At 34.9% G+C, this 20,090-nt stretch carries 15 protein-coding genes; all 15 read right to left on the reverse strand.

Features of this window, described 5'->3' with window-relative positions; all coding sequences use genetic code 11:
* Positions 1 to 14 precede the first annotated feature (14 nt).
* The 15 genes from WCV66_RS23765 to WCV66_RS23835 all read right to left on the reverse strand — a co-directional run bounded on the left by WCV66_RS23765 (position 15) and on the right by WCV66_RS23835 (position 20,001).
* On the reverse strand, positions 15 to 1,457 hold the full coding sequence (locus WCV66_RS23765) for a PTS transporter subunit EIIC (protein WP_066324713.1): 1,443 nt from the start codon (positions 1,455 to 1,457) through the stop codon (positions 15 to 17).
* The gene (locus WCV66_RS23770) at positions 1,450 to 3,153 is read right to left on the reverse strand and encodes an alpha-glucosidase (protein ID WP_338787097.1); all 1,704 of its coding nucleotides are present in this window, start codon (positions 3,151 to 3,153) and stop codon (positions 1,450 to 1,452) included. Before WCV66_RS23770 ends, WCV66_RS23765 begins: the two co-directional genes overlap by 8 nt.
* A 280-nt stretch (positions 3,154 to 3,433) precedes the next feature.
* Positions 3,434 to 4,414, reverse strand: a complete 981-nt coding sequence (locus WCV66_RS23775; protein ID WP_338787098.1) for a LacI family DNA-binding transcriptional regulator — start codon at positions 4,412 to 4,414, stop codon at positions 3,434 to 3,436.
* Between the two features lie 246 nt (positions 4,415 to 4,660).
* Positions 4,661 to 5,494 carry an FxLYD domain-containing protein gene (locus tag WCV66_RS23780; RefSeq protein ID WP_338787099.1) on the reverse strand — a complete coding sequence of 278 codons (834 nt, stop codon included), beginning with the start codon at positions 5,492 to 5,494 and terminating at the stop codon, positions 4,661 to 4,663.
* Positions 5,495 to 5,784: 290 nt separating this feature from the next.
* Positions 5,785 to 6,762 (reverse strand): sugar ABC transporter substrate-binding protein, encoded by a 978-nt coding sequence (locus WCV66_RS23785; RefSeq protein WP_338787100.1) that lies wholly within the window; start codon positions 6,760 to 6,762, stop codon positions 5,785 to 5,787.
* A gap of 143 nt (positions 6,763 to 6,905) precedes the next feature.
* Positions 6,906 to 7,895 carry an ABC transporter permease gene (locus WCV66_RS23790; RefSeq protein ID WP_338787101.1) on the reverse strand — a complete coding sequence of 330 codons (990 nt, stop codon included), beginning with the start codon at positions 7,893 to 7,895 and terminating at the stop codon, positions 6,906 to 6,908.
* A 1-nt stretch (position 7,896) separates the two neighbouring features.
* Positions 7,897 to 9,390 (reverse strand): sugar ABC transporter ATP-binding protein, encoded by a 1,494-nt coding sequence (locus WCV66_RS23795; protein ID WP_338787102.1) that lies wholly within the window; start codon positions 9,388 to 9,390, stop codon positions 7,897 to 7,899.
* A gap of 157 nt (positions 9,391 to 9,547) precedes the next feature.
* On the reverse strand, positions 9,548 to 10,552 hold the full coding sequence (locus tag WCV66_RS23800; RefSeq protein WP_338787103.1) for a LacI family DNA-binding transcriptional regulator: 1,005 nt from the start codon (positions 10,550 to 10,552) through the stop codon (positions 9,548 to 9,550).
* Between the two features lie 307 nt (positions 10,553 to 10,859).
* The gene (gene xylE, locus WCV66_RS23805; RefSeq protein WP_066324639.1) at positions 10,860 to 12,296 is read right to left on the reverse strand and encodes a D-xylose transporter XylE; all 1,437 of its coding nucleotides are present in this window, start codon (positions 12,294 to 12,296) and stop codon (positions 10,860 to 10,862) included.
* A 225-nt stretch (positions 12,297 to 12,521) separates the two neighbouring features.
* Positions 12,522 to 13,349, reverse strand: coding sequence for a sugar phosphate isomerase/epimerase family protein (locus tag WCV66_RS23810; RefSeq protein ID WP_066324637.1), 828 nt, complete (start codon positions 13,347 to 13,349; stop codon positions 12,522 to 12,524).
* A 151-nt stretch (positions 13,350 to 13,500) separates the two neighbouring features.
* A complete protein-coding gene (locus WCV66_RS23815) occupies positions 13,501 to 14,520 on the reverse strand; it encodes a Gfo/Idh/MocA family oxidoreductase (RefSeq protein ID WP_338787104.1) in 1,020 nt (339 codons plus the stop codon).
* A 395-nt stretch (positions 14,521 to 14,915) separates the two neighbouring features.
* Entirely contained in the window at positions 14,916 to 16,121 is a 1,206-nt protein-coding gene (locus WCV66_RS23820; RefSeq protein ID WP_338787105.1) for a Gfo/Idh/MocA family oxidoreductase, read from the reverse strand.
* Between the two features lie 122 nt (positions 16,122 to 16,243).
* Positions 16,244 to 17,668 (reverse strand): sugar porter family MFS transporter, encoded by a 1,425-nt coding sequence (locus WCV66_RS23825; RefSeq protein ID WP_338787106.1) that lies wholly within the window; start codon positions 17,666 to 17,668, stop codon positions 16,244 to 16,246.
* 25 nt (positions 17,669 to 17,693) lie between these two features.
* Positions 17,694 to 18,671, reverse strand: coding sequence for a sugar phosphate isomerase/epimerase (locus WCV66_RS23830; RefSeq protein ID WP_338789534.1), 978 nt, complete (start codon positions 18,669 to 18,671; stop codon positions 17,694 to 17,696).
* 397 nt (positions 18,672 to 19,068) lie between these two features.
* A complete protein-coding gene (locus WCV66_RS23835) occupies positions 19,069 to 20,001 on the reverse strand; it encodes an AraC family transcriptional regulator (RefSeq protein WP_338787107.1) in 933 nt (310 codons plus the stop codon).
* Positions 20,002 to 20,090: the final 89 nt, after the last annotated feature.

Below are 20,090 nucleotides of genomic sequence, written 5' to 3' on the forward strand. Positions count from 1 at the left end.
CTTTATATTAACTATTAACTTACATTGCTTAATTTCTGATCTTGGTCTTCTTCCATAACTTCTTTTGGAACTGCAAATAAGTAAGTGATGATAAGTGCAGCAACAAAGATTAGAATGGAAACCACAAGATAAACGACTAGTTGATTCCACTCATAAATGTACATTAAAGGTGAAAGCACAACAGCCAACCCATATGAATTTGCTTGGATATTTAATAAGGATAAAATTGCCCCTCCAACAGCTGAACAAGCCACCATAACATAAAGCGGCTTCATGCTATATCTCATAACGACACCAAACAAGGCCGGTTCACTAACACCAAGTAATTGAGTAGCAGTTGCACTTGCCCCCATAACCTTTACTGCACTTTTTTTAGCTTTAATTGTTATCGCCAAACAAGTACCGGCATTCGCAAAACCGTACATCGCACATAAAGTAATTAGAGGATTAAATCCTGTATTCGCAAGTAGCGTTGTTTCAATCATGATAAATAAATGATGCATGCCCGTCATAACTGCTAGAGGATAGATAAATCCAATCAACAGTCCACCAATCCCAAAAGGGGCATCTATAAGTTGAGTAACAACTGTTATTAAACCAGTTTCCACAAAATGCAATAAAGGACCCAAAATGAGTAAACCTGTAATCATCATACATAATAAAACAAAGAAAGGCGTAAAAATTAAATCTAATGCATTTGGCATTACAGCCCGTAACCTTTTCTCGAGTTTTGCACCAAGGATTCCAACAACAAGAGCTGTTAACACACTACCTTGGTAACCAACAACCGGAATGAAACCGAAAGCCATAATTGGTTCTATTCCACTGTTGATGTCTGCAACTGCATATGCATTAGGAAGAGCGGGAGAAACAAGCATTAGCCCAAGTACAAAACCAATAATAGGCATACCGCCAAAATTTCTAAATGCAGACCAACAGATTAATGCTGGTAAAAAAGCAAAAGCTGTGTCTGTCAGAACAGATATAAGTGTCACCAGATAACTAGGAATATCATCAATACTCATGCCCATTAAGCCCAATAGTGCATCACTAAACAACACACCCTTTAACCCAAGGAATAAACCAGTTGCTCCAATAATTGGAATAATAGGAATAAAGATATCGGCTAACGTACGTACTCCCTTTCTTATTCCCTTGTCCTTTTTATTAGAAGATGCTTTCTTATCCGCTGGTTCTTCCTGATCAGGTTGATCCCCTTTTAAAGCTAAGTAGACTTTATTGACCGTACCTGTCCCTAAAATGACCTGGTATTGGCCAGCATTAAAAAATACACCTTTGACCTCATCAATCTTTTCAATCGCCTCATCATCAATCTTTTCGCGTTCTTTAACAGAAAAGCGCAATCTTGTTGCACAGTGGACATACGATTCAATATTATCCTCACCAATTACATTAACAATCTCTTTTCCTATACGTTCATATTTATTTTCACTCATGATGGCTCGCTTCTTTCTTTAAGAGTACTAGTGCTTGATATGGCTTGAGAGAATCTTCTTGTTCAGATATCGTTTCTTTTTCCTCTTTGTAGTTGTTTAATAAAACATGACATTCGTTATGTTCAAGTTCGACTTTTTGACTCTCAGATGAAAAATTGAAATAACAAATAACTTCTTCACCATTCAGCTTACGCTTATACGAAACAATCGTTGGATGTTCTTCTAAAATAGGCTCAATCTCTCCATAAATTAAGCATTCACTTGCCTCACTTGATTGTCTAACTTGAATGATTTTTTTATAAAACTGTAAGATGGAATCTTGATCCTGCTCCTGTTGTTCCACATTAATCGTTTTATAATTCTCGTTCATACCTAACCAAGGCTTAACTTCTGAGAATCCACCATAATCCTGAGCACTCCAATGAAATGGCGTTCTTGAATTATCACGGCTTCTTAAATTTATAAAGTGTAAAGCTTCATCTTCACTAAAGCCTTCTTTCATGGAACGATAATACTGATCAATACTTGAAATATCATCAAATTCTTCAATACTTTTGCGTTCGAAGTTAGTCATTCCTATTTCTTGACCTTGATAGATAAAAGGTGTTCCTCGAAGATAAAAGAACATCGCTCCCAGCATTGTTGCAGAATAGAAATTTCGATTCTCAACCTTTTTTATATACTTACTTATTGAACGATTCTGGTCATGATTCTCTAAAAAGTTTGCTCCCCAGCCTGCTTTTTGGATTTCCCTTTGACTAGTGAAGATTAAATTCTTGAGGTCAAGTACATCCCAATCGACCCTTCTAAACCACTCACTACCTGAAGCTACATCGAGGTCTGCATAGCGAAAATCAAAAATCATTGAAAAGTAGCCATTGTCTCCAAGATAATCACCGTATTGCTCATAAGGTACTCCAGGGGCTTCACCAATCGTCACACAATCATATTTAGAAAATGTTTTATCTTTTAATTCATGTAAGAAATCTTCAATGCCCGGTTGATTACGTGCCTTCTTTGTACATTTAACAAGACCATCAACTCCATCAGCAGGGAGGTTATCATAGTTTTGATCTTTTTTTATAAATGTAATTGCATCTACTCTAAACCCTGCAATTCCTTTATCCAGCCAGTAATTGACCATTTTATATAACTCTTCTCGAACTTGTTTGTTCTCCCAATTTAAGTCAGGTTGTTTCACTCCAAATGAATGAAAGTAGTACTCGTCTGTATTTTTCAAAGGCTCCCATACACTGCCACCAAAAACAGAGCGCCAATTAGTAGGAGGCAGGCCGTTTTCACCAGATTTGAGTATATAATAGTCTCTATATTTACTATCATGTGGATTCTCTAATAAATCTTGGAACCATGGATGTTCGTCAGATGTATGGTTGATGACTAGATCAAGGACGACCTTAATACCTTTTTCTTTTGCCTTTATAATCAACTCGTCTAGATCTTTCATTTCTCCGAATTCTGGGTTTAATTGATAATAATCTGAGATATCATAACCGTTATCAGCCATTGGCGATTGGTAAATGGGACAAATCCACACCATCGTAATCCCCAAAGACTGTAAGTAATCTAGTTTTTGTGTAATCCCTTTTATATCTCCTATCCCATCATTATTTGAGTCATAAAAGCTTTTAGGATAAATTTGATAAATAACTTCTTTTTGCCACCACTTTTTCTTCATGTTGTTCCCTCCAACCGTTTATTTCATATGAAAGTAGCTTCCTAGATAACCATGATTATTCACAAATGGAATCGGTTCCGTTTTATAACAAAAAAATACATGCACCCGTTATTCTTGGCTTTTTAAGGCATAAATGTTTAATCGCCTTCATGAATTCGTGCAGTAAAACCTCCATAACATTATGGAATCGGTTCCTTAACTTGAGAAAAAAATATTAGTTAATCAATCATTCTCTGTATTGTATAGAACCGGTTCCGTATATGTATTATACTTTCCTGTTTTATATTTTGTCAACGCTTTCCCGCTTCAAAATTTCAAAGTCTAAGACTGTACACCTTTCAATATCCTTTTTACATATTAGATCATTTATTTTTCGGGCCGCAATTTGTCCTGCCAACTTATAGTTAAATTTAACTGTAGTTAATCCTGGATTCGTGTACTCAGAAACGCTATACCCTCCAAAACCCGTAATGGATAAATCATTAGGTATCCTTAATCCATTTTGATGGGCTGCTTTCATTACACCAAGTGCTATATTATCTGTTGCACACACAATAATAGATGGATTAAAGTTGTCAATTATCTCCTTGGCCATTTCCCTTGCATCATCACTATTAAATGTCGTTTCATAGTACTGAATACTACTATTCCATCCTTCCATAATAGCTTTTTTAAAACCTTCTTTTCTTTTAAGACCAACGGCGATATCTTTTTCTGTCACTCCTAAAAAAGCTATTTTTTTATGCCCTTTTGAAACCACATACTTTCCTAATTCATACGCTCCCTGTTCATCGTTATGAATTAAACAATGTATATCTTTATGTTTTTGACCAACAACTAAAATTGGAATGTTTATTTTTTTAAATGCTTCTAAATGGGCATCAGTAATCTCAGTAGCCAATAAAATTAATCCAGCAACTTTTTGTTTGGCTAGGCTGTAGATGTTTTCAATTTCTCTCTCGACACTTAAACTAGAGTTGGCAACAATCATCTTTAAGTTTAACTCTCTAAGTTGATCGTCAATCCCTATCATTGTTCTTGAAGCAGTATAGGAATCAAGTCGTGGTACAACTACACCGATTAAATTTGTCATTCTTGCTTTAAGACTTTGCGCAAAAGAATTTGGGACATAGTCAGTCTTTTCAATGATCTTCTCTATTTTTTGTTTAGTAGCCTGACTCACAGAGCCACCATTTAAATACCTTGATACAGTACTTTTTGCGACCCCAGCCATTTTTGCAATATCTGCTATAGTAACCATATTTGATCTCCTAAAAATGAAAGTTAGTTTATTATAGTATATCAGGTGCTCCAATTCCAATTTTACCATCATTACATTTTAAAAAACTATTATCAAAATTCATTAAAAGAATATGGAGCACAATTATAATTATTGTTAGACAAAAAAATCCTTGATAACACAAAGGCTATCAAGGCTCTTATCTATGCCTTCCTGTACAAATTGGTTTGAAAAAAATCCTAATTTTTTGTAACGTTTTAAATTATTTTACTCTGCTTCTTCCACATACACACTTACTATTTCAAAGCTTTCTGCATACTCACTAATAGAAGATGAGTTTAAATCCCAAGACATTCCTGGTTTTAAATCATATGCAGATGTTATTTGACTATCTACGATTGCACCTTTTTTATTGTAATATTGAATATCTACACTTATGTAACGATATTCCTTATCTGAGTTATTCTTAATTATCCCTTTAACTGTTGTATCATACTCACCCTTCTCTATTGCTAAATTAGAGAATTCCAATTGATATTTTTCTTCCCCTTCTTCCTTAGTCAAGGAATCAGTAATAGCTTCATCATATACCTCTACTACATTAAATTGAGGCCCTACTATGTATCCCGTTAGTACTGCAATTCCTATAAATAAAATAAAGCGAAGGAATCCAAACTTCCGTTTCTGTGTTTTACCCGTTTTATTTGCAGGATTATAGGTATCTATTTGAAAATTCACTTCATCCTTAATAGTGTTTGCATCATCTGGAGGCAAATCCATGATTTCAATTTTCGTTCCTGCAAAAAACAATTCCATTGCTACATAATGATTTAGTTGTTTTACATGAATATATTCTAATTTTTCATAGGGAACTTCCAACACTTTAGGCTGACTTATTTCATTATGATAAATAAACAGCACTCGATAAACAGTAGCTAAAAATAAGCCCTTATAACCTTCAACACTTCCGATCGTTATATGGATAATTACTTCATCTTCATATAATATATTCTGTAATTCTTCTACTTCACGATAAGAAAGTAACTCATTCGCTTTTGAAAACTCCCGAATCTCTTCAATAATGCTATCTAAATCTCTCAAAAATATCCCCTACCTTTTTGGTACTATTACCCAATATATTTATCACATTTTATTATAATATCATTAACGCGTACTCCACAGACTGAAAATGGTTCATGTAATAAAATTTGGTTGATTTTCAATTCTTTTGTACTAGAGAATTGAAGCTTTGTATTGGATTAAAAACTATAAACCTAATTCACGGTAATATAAAAAGTCCTTAGTATTTGAGTAATACCAAGGACTTTTTATGATGATCTAAAGAGAGATTCGATCTCTTTACTTGTAAATACAAAGTTACTAGAAATCTACTATTCCGAAATACTTTTTAAGAAATCAAGTCTCTCTTGAGCATTCTCTTTAGTAATAACCTCTGCACCTGTATCAATTCTTTTTTCGACACTTTCACCTTTGATGGCTTTAATTGCATTTTCTACTCCCTTATATCCCATATCATAAGGATTTTGTGCAACCGTACCAACTGTATTATCTTTAATAACTGATTCAAGCGATTCAACCGTACCATCCAATCCAACAACCTGAACATCTGCTCCTTTATTCTGTACACCTCTTGAAGCTCCCATTGCCATATCATCACTACTTACAAATACACCTTTTAAACCTGTATTACTTTCAATGATATTTTCCATTACGTTCATTGCTTTACTTTTGTCACTATCAGCAGGTTGTTCAGCAACAACTTCCATACCAGCGGCAACTAATGCTTCTTTCGCACCATCAAGGCGATCTCTATGAGTTTGACTTCCTAATACTCCACCAATTAGGGCAACTTTATCCCCTTTTTGAAGCATCGATGCTAATAACTCTCCTCCCTTTTTCCCAGCAGTGAAATTATCAGTACCAATAAAAGTAACTTTGTTGTCCCAATCTACATCTTGGTTGATAAGAAGGACAGGGATATCACTTTCCTTATATTGATTAAATGTTGGAATTGCAGTTTCTGGTTGAGTAGCTGAGACAACTAAAGCATCTGGTCCTTTTGTCAAAGCATCCTGCATCATATTTATTTGTTCCATAACTTGAGATTCTGATGAAGGTCCTAATATTGTTCCATCAACATTAAAATCTTTAAATGCCTGCTTTGCCCCCGCTTGAACAAAATTCCAGTATTCACTTGTTAAAGATTGTAAAACAACGACCACTTTTGGTTTTTCCTCATTAGAAGACGTATCTGCAGATTCACTTGTTGTATTATTTGTGTTGCAACCAACCAATGTGCACAACAACATTATTAATACGATTATTTGAAATAAAAAATGTTTTTTCATTGATATCCTCCTAAATTATTATAATTTATTAATTTAATCCATGTTGATTAGAAGTCTGAATTTTCAGTTATTTATATTTACAATATCTCTCTTTTCCCAATTACGCTCTTTATTATCGTAACTGCTAACTTAAAACTATAATCTTAATTTTTATTTGGTTTTTGCCTTAAAACGTCGACATAAACAGCTGCAATGATAACAAAACCGATAAAGGCTAATTGTAAATCTGCAGGTACTCCGATCAAGTTTAGACCGTTACGTAAGACCGCAATTATTAAGGCTCCGATCAACGTGCCCCATACAGTTCCTACACCACCAAATAAACTAGCTCCACCAATGATAACTGCAGCAATTGCATCTAATTCATAGCCCATACCAGCTAATGGAAATGCTGAATTTACACGACCTACCATTACCAAGCCAGCTAATCCTGCCATTAATCCACTCAATACATAAACGATTACAAGAACTTTATTGACATTGATACCTGACAGGCGAGCTGCTTCTTTGTTACCTCCAATTGCATAGATATAGCGCCCTGTCATTGTTCGGTTCAAAAAGATATGGATTAATACCGCCATGATTAGCACAAGGATAAAACTAAATGGCACTGTCCCTGCAATGTCTCCACTTCCAAAATACTGAATAAACACTGGAAATCCTGCGATAGGGGCCGCTCCAGTAACTATTAGGGCAAGTCCTCGAGCTATATTCATTGTTCCTAAAGTTGAAATAAATGGATGCGGAAGTCGAAGCTTGGTTAACAAGAGTCCGTTTACTAGACCAAAAAAAGCTCCAGTTACTAAGCAAACCAAGATACCTACAAAAGGATTTGCTCCAAAATTGACAGTTACAACCCCCATCATCATAATCGAAATGGCCAAAATTGCTCCGATAGACAAATCGATACCTGCTGTTAAAATAGGAAGCAACACTCCTAAAGCCAATAAAGCGTTAATAGAGGTCTGATTAGCGATATTCATAAAATTATTAACAGTAAAAAACTGAGCATTGAGAAGTGACAATGTTATGACTAACAAAACCAATCCCAATAAAGAACCGAACTTACTAAGAAATTCTTTTTTCGTCATTCCTGTACTAGCATTCTTTTTTTCTAACACTATTCCTGACATGTTACATCCCCCCTGTAGCAGCTTTCATTATTACTTCTTGGTTCGCTTCTTCCTTCAGTAGATCAGCAGTAATTTCCCCTTCATTCATCACTAACACTCGATCACATATACCAAGAATCTCAGGCAACTCAGAAGAAATAAAAATGACTACCGCTCCGTTACTCACTAACGAATTAATTAAACGGTACACTTCAACCTTTGCCCCAACATCTATTCCCCTAGTAGGTTCATCAAAAATAAATATTTTTGCTTGAGTTGCCAACCATTTTGCAATAACAACCTTTTGCTGGTTCCCACCACTTAAATTCCTAGCATGTTTTTCAGTATTGGATGGTCGAATTTGTAGCTCGCGAATGTAATTCTCTGAACTTTTCTTAATATGTTCCCATTGTATAAATGGACCCTTTGTATAATTTTTCAAGCTGGCAATTGACATATTGTTTTTTAATGACTCATCTAAAATAAGTCCTTCCGTTTTTCGATTTTCCGTAATAAAAGCTAATCCTGCTTGAATCGCATCTTTCGGTGATTTAATTTTTACTTCTTTACCAAAGACAAAAACTTTACCTGCTTCTACCGGATCAACTCCAAAAATCCCTCTAGCAACTTCTGTACGTCCAGCACCTACTAATCCTGATATCCCTAATATCTGCCCTTGATAAGCAGTAAAACTTACATTATTTTTCGCTCCTTTTAAACGTAAATTTTCTACTCTTAGGCCTTCCTCTCCTAATTGGAATGATTCTTTCGGAAATTTATCCTTTAATTTTCTTCCAACCATTAATTGGACCATTTTGTCCGTACTCGTTTCTTTTACTTCCAATGTATCAATGGCATTACCATCTCTTAAAATTGTAATCCGATCACCAATTTGTTTCAGTTCCTCTAAACGATGTGAAATGTAAACGATTGCAATACCTTGTTTTCTTAATTCTATAATCGTTTTTAAAAGCTGTTGTGCCTCTGAACCACTTAAACTAGATGTAGGTTCATCCATAATAATTAACTTTGTATCAATAGTAAGCGCTTTAGCAATTTCGACTAATTGCTGTTGCCCCACCCCTAAAGATGAAACTAATGCTTCTGGTGATATTTCTTGACCCAAGCGCTTTAAATATTCTTTAGATCTCCTAATCATTTCTTTCTTATTGAGAAAAGAATACTTTCCATTCCTTTTTAGCTCTCTTCCAAGAAAAATATTTTCATAGACTGGGAGTTCTGGAATTAGGTTCAGCTCTTGATAAATTGTTGCAATTCCAAGCTTCATTGCATCAGAGGGATTTTGAATATTCACTTTCTTACCTTCCCAATACATTTCCCCTTCATCCTTTATATAGGAACCTGTCATGATTTTTATCATTGTGGATTTGCCTGCACCATTTTCTCCAAGTAGGACATGTACCTCTCCTGCTCTAATCTCCAAATCAATATTCTTTAATACGGGAATACCTGAAAAACCCTTACAAATATTTTCTAGCCTAAGTAACTCTGTCATAACTAACCCCCTTTCAATTAATCAACTTCTCTTAGTTGCTCTTATCTAGATCAGAAGTCCTCCGAGAGAATGCGCTTACAAAAAGTAGACAAATAAATTACCGAGACACTAAATAAGGTTTTCTTATGTTCTTAGTTATCGTATCTCGGATTTAGTTCTAGTTGTTCATTTCACTTGCAGTTCCTCGAATGACTAGTTCTGGTGACATAACAATGCGTTGTTTTAATTTTTTTGGATCCTTTATCTCTTCAACTAATAATTCAATTATTTTCTTACCCATTTCTTGTATTGGCTGCGACACAGTCGTTAACTGTGGATAGCACATTTCAGCAAGAATTGAATTGTCAAATCCTACTATAGAAATATCCTTTGGAATATCAAAGCCAGATTCACGAGCACCTTGCATTGCTCCAATTGCAAGAGGTTCAGTTGATGCGAAAATGGCTGTTGGAGGTTCCGGTAAATTCAATAGTTTAACCGTTGAATCTAAAGCATCCGTAAAGCTAGTATTATTTATCGTAACTAAATTTTCATTATAATTTATGCCTGCTTGTTCAAGAGCCTGTTTGTATCCATCAAGTCTAGATTTAGTTACAGGAAAATAGATATCTTCAGTGACCATGGCAATTTTTTGATGTCCTAGTTTTATTAGATACGAAGTAGCTTCGAATGCTCCTAAAAAGTCATTTACGACCACCGTATTAACTGCTAGTGATGGTACCTCCCTCGCTAGCAAAGCTACTGGGATTTCACTATTAATTAATTCTTTTAGCGCCACTGTATTTTTTAATCCGGTAGCAATAATAATTCCATCAATATATTTTTGCTTTAAAATTGAGACATATTCAATTTCCTTATCCAAATCATTATCAGTACTACATATCATTAGACTAAAACCAAACTTCCTCCCATGATCCTCAATTGTTCTTGCAATTTCTGCCATGAAAGGGTCTGCAATATTCGGAATTAGAAGTCCTATTGTTTGAATTCGTTTTTTGACTGATGCTGCAACACTAGGTTGATAATTTAATTTCTGCATTGTCTCTTCAACTTTTTTTCTTGTTTTTGCTCCAATACTTCCTGTATTATTTAACACTTTTGAAACTGTAGAAATAGCAACCCCTGCTTCTTTTGCAACATCATAGATAGTTGGTTGTTTCATTTATTCTTTCTCCTTCCCCTTTGGAACCTACACATATATTTTAATCAACTTTTAGGTAGATTAAAAATATTAGGAAAGGGATTTTCTAGCTTTTGTAACTATTTCTCTTAAAATAGGATCGAACTAGTATTTTAAACGATCGCTCACAACACCCTATACACACTTAATCTCATGACTTTACAGGATTAACTTTTACGTCCAACTAATTTTCTTTCATAGTTTTTTAATAACGTTTTCAATAATTACCTAATCACCTCCTTTAATAAGAAAAGAAATTGATGGTATTATCAACGTAATAAAATAAAGTCTATAAATCTATTTTTCTTTGACTTAAATTAGAAGCCACTTCTTTTGGTTTCCAATGTGTTTCAATCTCTTCAAGTGTTTGTCCTTTTGTTTCAGGAACTAACTTCCATACAAAAATGAACGAAAGAATACACATTACACCATAAAAGCTATAAGCCATTCCAGCACTTATTTCCAGTAAAGAAGGGAATGTCGCTGATATCAATAAATTACTTCCCCAGTTAGCAACAACTGTTATAGCCATCACTTGACTTCTTATTTTATTAGGGAAAATCTCAGCAGCTAGTACCCACACAAGCGGACCAAAAGATAAATTATAAAAAGCTACATATACTAAAATGAATAGTAAAGCACCTAACCCCATAGAATCAACGAACGATAAAGTAGCTACTCCAAACATTCCAACAGCCATACCAACTGATCCTAGTAGAAGTAAGGGCTTTCTTCCCCACTTCTCTACAAGTATTAGTGCTATTAATACAAAAATAAAATTTACAACCCCAATTAGTATCGTTTGAAGCATGGAGCTATCTGCACTTGCTCCCATATTAGCGAATATACGTGGTGCATAATAGAGAATTACATTAATCCCTACAAACTGTTGCGCTGCAGCTAATAAAACCCCTACAATAATGACCATCTTTCCATATGAAAAGATACCCGCTTTAGGTGAGTTAGGAGTGTCCAGCGTCTGTTTTATCTCTTGATAAATTTCTTTTGCTACTTTTTCTGATCCATTAACTTTCGTTAAGATTTTCATTGCTTCTTTATCTTTATTTTTCGATATTAAATAACGAGGAGTTTCTGGCACTAGAAATAGAAGGCCAAAGAATAATATTGCTGGAATTGCTTCGGAAGCAAACATGTATCTCCAACCGATATCGTGAATCCAACTAAGACTCTGCCCTGCTGCAATTCTCCAGTTAACAAAGTAAACAGCCAACATTCCAAATATAATGGCTAGATTATTTAGAGTTACTAATTTCCCTCTAATATTTGCAGGAGACGTTTCGCTAATATACAATGGCCCTAATCCTGAAGCCAAACCAACACCTATACCACCAATAATTCTATAGATGTTAAACATAATGAAAAGACCAATCGTTGGCTCACCTTTTGTAAAGAATAAGAATTCAGGATATCCAGAAAGTACCGCGGAAATAAAAAATAAAACAGCTGCAACTAGAAGAGAGTTTCTACGACCTATTCCATTAGAAAGCACACCGCTGATTAATCCACCTATAACACAACCAATAAGTGCACTAGATACCGTTAATCCATGGAATATTGTACTTAAACCAAGATTATCTATAAAATACACCTGTAATGATTGTTCTGCACCTGATATCACGGCTGTATCGTAACCAAATAAAAGTCCACCTAGCGCAGCAACTACAGACAGAAATATAATAAATCTCGTACTTTGCTTCATTTTTATGGGATTCCTTTCATGATCGATTTACTTAAATAAAATATTTCTAGATAATTTTCTAGATATTATTTGTAACAAGCCAACCCCTAGATATAATGCTGCGTTGGCTTGTTTAAGCATACACCTTTTACAAGCGCTTACAATTGACAAAATATATAAACCAATCAATCTGCGTCTTTCAATCTAACCACTTGCTTTTAACACAACCGACCTTTAAGAAGTTAGATTTTCTTATACATTAACTTTAACCGCATCCCATTCTCTTAGTTGTTTTAGAGATTCCTTATAGTAACTTACAACTATATCTAAATAGTTTCCATCCTTAACCGGTGTGAATGGATTTGGTCCTGCAGCAACCATTTCCATAATAATTGGTCCTTCATAGCCAAATTCATGTAATGCTGTAATTTGACCTTCTAGATCAGAATGTCCGTCACCTACACCTTGCCTATTTGAATCAGCAATATGATAAACACCTAACTTTCCCCCAGCATCTTTAAGAGCCTGAATAGGACAAGCTTCCTCAATATTCATGTGATAAGCATCTAATAGTACCTTAATGTTTTCACTTCCAACTTCATCAATTAGGCGTAATGCTTCTTTTGAAGTTACAATTTGATGATTCTCATAACGATTAAGTACTTCAAACACAACTTCGAGACCAAGTTCATCAGCTTTACGCACTACCACTTTCGAGCTATTCACAAGCAACTCCCAATCTTTCAATAAATCCCCACTACCCTGCGTTTTCCCAACATCTCCATGTAAACAAATTCTTTTTGCACCCAATTCTTGTGCCCAGTCTAATAAGTCTAGAAAATATTGAACCGCTCTAGAACGTACCTTTTCATCAGCACTTGAAATATCCACATTATCTGGAGTCACTGATAATACTTTTAAATCATATTTATTTAAAATTGCTTGCAAAATAGCAGGATTTTGTGATAAATCTCCTTGAACCTCAACTCCATCTACACCAATTTCCTTTGCAAGTTTGCATTTCTCTTCTAATGATATATCTCCAAAAGTCCATAGACAAAGACCATAATCCCTATTCATTTTCTTCCCTCCATGTATTTAATCGTTAATGATATTTTTTAGTTTTTAGCATATAGACATATATAATGTTGTTATTCTTATTTAAAAGGGGGAATCATCCCCCTTCAAATGAATCCTACTCACATAGTTCAGTAAAGCATTCTATATTCGATTAAATTAATACGTGTTGGTCAAGTTTAATTGGCAGGTTACTTTTCACAGATTCAATACTAGCTAGCGCGATTTTCAAAGCATATCTAGCATCATCAGCAGTTGCTAATGCTGGTTTATTATGAATCACACAATCTACAAAGCTTCTTAATTCACCAACGTAAGCATCAAACAATAAATCTTGATCGTAACGGCAGGTATCAAAACTTACCCCATTATGGTTATATCTCGTCATACTTGATTCACGGATTCCTCCAGCAGTAATCATACCTTCTGATCCGAAAACCTCTGCTCTAACGTCATAACCATATACAGCCTGGAAATTCGCTTCTGCAGTTGCAATAGTACCATTATCAAATTTTACAGTTACAACAGCAGTATCTAATAAACCACTATCTTTTAGATCAGGTCGAATTAATGCATCTGCAACCGCATAGACTTCAACAGGCTTTGCACCAGGATTTAAATACATTAGTGTATCAAAGTCATGAATTAATGTTTCTAAAAAGATCGTCCATTCTGGAATCGATTCAGCTCTATTTAACTTAGGATCTCTCGTTGTTGATTTCATTAATTGTGGTGTGCCGATCTTACCAGATGCAATTTCTGTGTGAGCAGAATAAAATCCTTTTTCAAATCTTCTATTAAAACCAACTTGAACCAAAATGTTACTTTCCTCACTCGCTTGAACAATCTCGTTTGCTTCTTTCAAATTAACAGCCATAGGTTTTTCACAGAAAACTGCTTTACCTTGTTTAATAGCAGCAAGAACATTACTTGCATGTGTACGTGCTGGTGAAGCAATCACCACAGCATCTATGCCCGGATCCTGAATTAATTCCATCGGATCTGTGTAAGCTTTTGCATTTACATCTAATTGACTTATTAATCCTTTAGCAGCACCAGGTACAGGATCTGCAACCGCATACAAGTTTGCTTTAGGTAAGCGTTGAGCAATCGTCTCCCCATGAAAAGCTCCCATTCTTCCAGCACCTATTAAACCAATATTTAATTTATTCATAACAATGCCTCCTGAAATTTATGTAGTTAACACTATGTGTATTTTAGGAAAGTACTTTCCTTACTTTCACATTGTAAGCCGTTACATTTAATTAGTCAAACTATTTTTAATTTAATAATTACTGAGGATGGACCTTTTTCTTTGTTTCGATTTTCAATAACACCTGCTACATAAGCATTCACTATCATCTTTTAATTTAAAACTACACCAAGGAAAATTTTTTTCATAGGAAAGCACTTTCCTTTATGATCAAAAAATAACTTTATTGGTTGCTATTATGGTGAATACCAATCTATAGCCCATTCACCCTCCCCCCTTTCAAAAGAAAAAAACGTAACCTCAAGAAATACTTCCAAAGGTTACGTACAATGATTACTTATGAACCTAACTATTATTTAACTTAATATTTTTTCATAAACCTCATCAAAATCTACCCACACTGCACCTTTATCTGCTGAACGAACACAATTTTCAATCCAGCGAACTCCTTCAAGTCCAGCATTAATATCAGGGTAAACCAATTTACTTAAAGTCTCTTCATCTCCACGATTTTTCGCATCAATAGCAATAGCAAACTTCAAATATATATTTGCCCATGATTCAGATAAACCTTCTACATGTAATGCTCCTAATCTCTCATCAGCATTACACATGTCATCCAAGTATGGCATTGCTCGAATTAATGTTTGAATCGGTTCTCCTTGAACTTCATATCTAAGTTCACCAGGATTGCTATCCCACCACTCTAGGCTAGCCTTTGATCCAACTATACGAATTCTATGACCATCCATACACCCTGCATTAATGGAAGAAGTCCACATAGTACCTACAGCACCATTTTCATAATGCATAATAACGTGTGCATTATCCTCTAGTGGAGCACGACTACTAATAAAACTTTGGCGATCACATAATAACTTTTTAATTTTCATATGAGGCATAATTAACTGTGACATATAATAGGTGTGTGTAGATAGATCACCTAGAACAAAGCTTGGCCCAGCAATTTTCGGATCTACTCTCCATTTTTGGGCTTCACTGAATTTATCTGCGTCATCAGTAGCGTTAAAGCCATGTGTATATTGCAGATCAACTACACGAATTTCTCCAATATCCCCTTTTTCAATCATTGCTCGCATTTGAAGTAACATTTGATTACCAGAGAATCCATAAGTTACTCCGACAATTTTCCCTTTCTGCTCAGCAAGTTCCTTAATCTCTAAAACTTCTTCACTAGTAAAAAATAAAGGTTTTTCACAAATGACATGTAAATTGGCTTCTAGTGCTGCTTTGCAGATTTCATAGTGAGTTCCATTCGGTGTAGCAATTGAAATAACTTCAATTCCATCCTCACGTGTAGCTTCTTTGGCAAACATCGTTTTATAATCTGGGTAGCAACGATTTTCTTCAACACCTATGTTCGTACCAAAATCTTTTCCTCTTTCAGGATCAATATCAAATGCACCTGCTACTAGTTTAAAAGCAGTATTGTCTCTTAAGGCCCCAATACGGTGTTTATAACCAACTTGCCCATGTCTTCCACCACCAACCATAGCCCAGCTTAATGGTCTTTCAATTTTCTTCTCTCCATTTAACATCAAAATCTCCTCGCTTTCAGATAAATTGTCAAATTATTTTTATTACCCCTAAATTCCCAATAAAATATAAAATGGTACCGTTTACACAAATACAAATTAATAGTGTTATATAATGAAAATTAGGATTATAAGTTACTTCTATACTCGACTTCTAATGCTTCTTCTTTATTCTGCTTTCCATTATAATTACGGAAATAGAGTTCTAATTCCTCAAGTGTTCGATCCTTTGTCTCAGGCAAATACTTCTTCACAAATGCGATAGCAAATACCCCCATTCCCGCAAAGACAAAGAATGTTGTAGATAGCCCAATACTTTCAAGTAATACCGGAAAAGCCAAACCAATAATAAAATTCGTTATCCAAAGACAAAACACACTAATTCCCATTCCAAATCCTCTAAGCCTCAGCGGGAAAATTTCTGCGAGCATAAGCCATGTTACAGGTGCAATTGCCCCCTGCATAAATGCTAGAAACATAACTGTTAAGCTAAGTACTACATATGGTAATGCTACAGAACCCTCCAGTACTTTAGAGAATATTCCTATAAGCATCAGGGCTGTAGTCGTTCCAATCAATCCAATTATTAACATCGGCCGACGTCGAACCTTCCCTAAGAGCCAAATACCTACGCAAACCGCTATAACTGATATTAATCCATTCGCAATATTAGCGATTAAAGCTGCCTCTGTTTTAAAACCTGCATCTTTTAGGATTTCTGTCCCATAATACATGATAGAGTTTACCCCAGTAATTTGTTGCACGATCGCAATACCGATTCCTAGAAATACGATACGACGTACCCAGGGTACAGCCATATCCTTAAACGATGCTTTCTGTGTATCGGATTCTTTAGCAATAGCTGCTTCGATTTCTTTAAACTCTGATTCTGCTTTATCTGTCTCACGTATCTGCCTGAGGATACTTAAAGCACTATCTTTTCTTCCCTTTGATATGAGCCAACGAGGGCTTTCAGGAACTCTTAACATACCAATAAAGAGAAAAATTGCTGGTAATGCTGCAATAACTAGCATATACCTCCAAACGTGAGTAGTATCACCCAAGGTATTACCTAAAATGGCATTGAAAACGAAGGCTAATAATTGCCCACCTACAATCATTAATTCATTTTGTGTAACTACTCGCCCCCTTCTTTCAACAGGTGACATTTCAGCTAAATAAGTCGGTACTGTTACCGATGATCCTCCTACTGCTAGCCCTAGTAAAAATCGAAAAATCACCATGGTAGTAACATTTGGTGCAAGCGTACAACCAATTGTTCCAATAAAGAACAGTACCGCAAGATAGAGGATGTTTTTACGGCGTCCGTTAAAATCAGAAAGCCGTCCTCCAAATACTGCACCTAATGCTGCTCCAAAAAGGAGTGAACTTGCAACTAGACCCTCAGTAAAAGAGTTGAGCCCAAGATCCTCAGACATAAAAGGCAAAGCACCATTTATAACACCTGTATCGTATCCGAATAGTAAACCCCCTAATGTTGAAACCAAAATAATTGTTCCTAAAAAAGAGTTTTTCCTCAGTTTTCCATCCATAAAAACCATCCCCTTCTTTTGATTTTTATCTGACGTTAATAAGTGATTGACTTTTCCCCTTCTGAAAATCTCTTGGTAAAGCTTCTTTTAACACATCCATTGACTTTTTAACTCCTGTCTGAGGATCCATCGTTAAGTCCTCCATTTCAAGTACAACTGGCCCTTGATAACCTGTCATCTTAATGACTGTGAAAAATTCCTTCCAATAGCTAACATCATGTCCATAGCCTAATGCTACGTAATTCCACGAACGAGTTTGGAAACTTTCCATTGGTTTCACATCAATAAGACCATTAATATCATTAATACCTCTTTCGATTCGGACATCTTTCGCATGTACATGATAGATCGCATCCCCTAATTCTCTTGCAGCTAAGATAGGGTTACCTCCCATCCAAAATAAGTGACTTGGATCAAAATTCATTCCAACCATATCACCTATCTCATTTCTTAATTTAAATAGCGTTTCTGGATTATGGACTAGGTTACAGCCTAGATTCTCAATAGCGATCTTATTCACCCCATACTCTTTAGCAACTTTTACAGCCTTTTCCCAATACGGGAAAGCAACTTCATTCCATTGCCACTCAAGAGTTTTAAAATGTGAAGGTAATATTGGATGTGTCAACCAATTCGGTGTCACATCATTTGGACCACCACTAGGACAACCTGACATCATAACAATTGTTTCCACTCCTAAAAGTCCTGCAAGTCGAAACGTTTTTTCTACAACTTCTTTATGTTTCTGCCCCTCTTCAGTTGGTTCTAGTTGATTACCTGAACAGTTCAAAGCAGCAATTTCGAGTCCTCTTCTTTTAATAGCATCTAGAAACTTTTCCCTATGAACAGAACTATCAAGTAAAAGATCTAAATTTACATGTGGTGCTTTTGACCAGTTTCCACAACCTAACTCTAGGGATTCCACACCATTTTCAACACATGTATCAAGCATTTCTTCAAATGACATGTATCCTAGAATATCAGTTACTAACCCTGTTTTCATCATATCAATTCCTCCTAAAAGAACTTATCTAATATTAAGTAAAATGAACTAAATTAATACCTAACCACGTTTGCAATAAATAAACAATTTGGAATCAAGTATAAATTTCAACACCTTTATGTTTTTAGGACACCAAATACTAAATTCCTTCATTTCTTTGTACTACATGATAACGATTCCCCTCTAAAAAGCTACCTAATTTAAGATAATCATATATTGGTTTCAAAAATGCCCAACCCAATAAAATCACCATTGTAATCGTTATCATTTTTTGTGGATAGATAGTAATCTGTATCACTTCTAGTATGATTATATACACCATTTGGCTCGATGTATTTACACAAAATAGACTACTTTTTTATACTTTTAGGACATATCTAACAAAATTAAAAAAACCTCACTCTTGTAGTGAAGGTTTCTCTTTCTCTGAATATGTCTTTTTTTCTTGATTCGTATACAGTGTGCGAAAATTGCCAGGAGGATTTCTAACTGTAGCTGAGAACACACGAGTAAAGTAATGCACATTTTTAAAACCTGTTTGTTCGCTAATTTCTTTGATACTTAAATTTGTAGTTTTTAGTAACATAGCTGATTTTTGTATCCTCTCTTTTTTCACATACTCAGAATAACTAACTCCTAGTTCTTTCACAAACAGTCTTGATAAGTGCCGACTAGAAATATGTAAATGTTTAGCTATATCACTGAGTTTTAATGTATCAGATAAATTATCTTGAATATAAAGCTTTGCTTGCATTAAAATTGGTGAAGTCTCTTCATTTGATATGTTTTGATTTGAGCTATCCGCATCCATTGGACTGAATCTTTCTAGTAATGCAAGAATCAAGGAGTTTGCTATATTCATAAGTATTTCTTCAAAAAAGGGATGGTCGTTTTGGGAAGCCTGAGAAAGCAATGATTCCCAAATTAATGAAAAAGATGCCCTTTCTTCAACATCAATAATAATCTCGGTACATTCCTCAATTTGCTCCATAATCTTTAACCATTTGTCATTAGATTCTGATTCTATTAATTCTAATCCAATATAGAGAAGGAATAATCCATCCTCGCTCTTAATTTGATGTAAAACATTAGGCCTTGAAAGAAATAAGGTATTTTTTTGTAACTTATAGGTAGAGTTATTATCTATATATTCACCTTCACCATCTACAACAAAACACACCTCAAAAAAAGAGTGTTTATGAAGTAAAGTATTATAATGATTAGGCATAACTCCCCAATAATGAACATGAAAAGCTACTTCATTAAAAGATAAATGATGAACATATTTGTTTAATGAAGTTTTACCTGATAATAAATTATTGATATTCAAGAAGATTACTCCCCCCTAATAATGATAGTTATAATTTTATAAATAATTTCAAGCCTTTAAAATAGCCAGGTTATATCGATTAACTAAAT

Source organism: Metabacillus rhizosphaerae (assembly GCF_037201795.1).
GTDB lineage: Bacteria > Bacillota > Bacilli > Bacillales > Bacillaceae > Metabacillus > Metabacillus rhizosphaerae.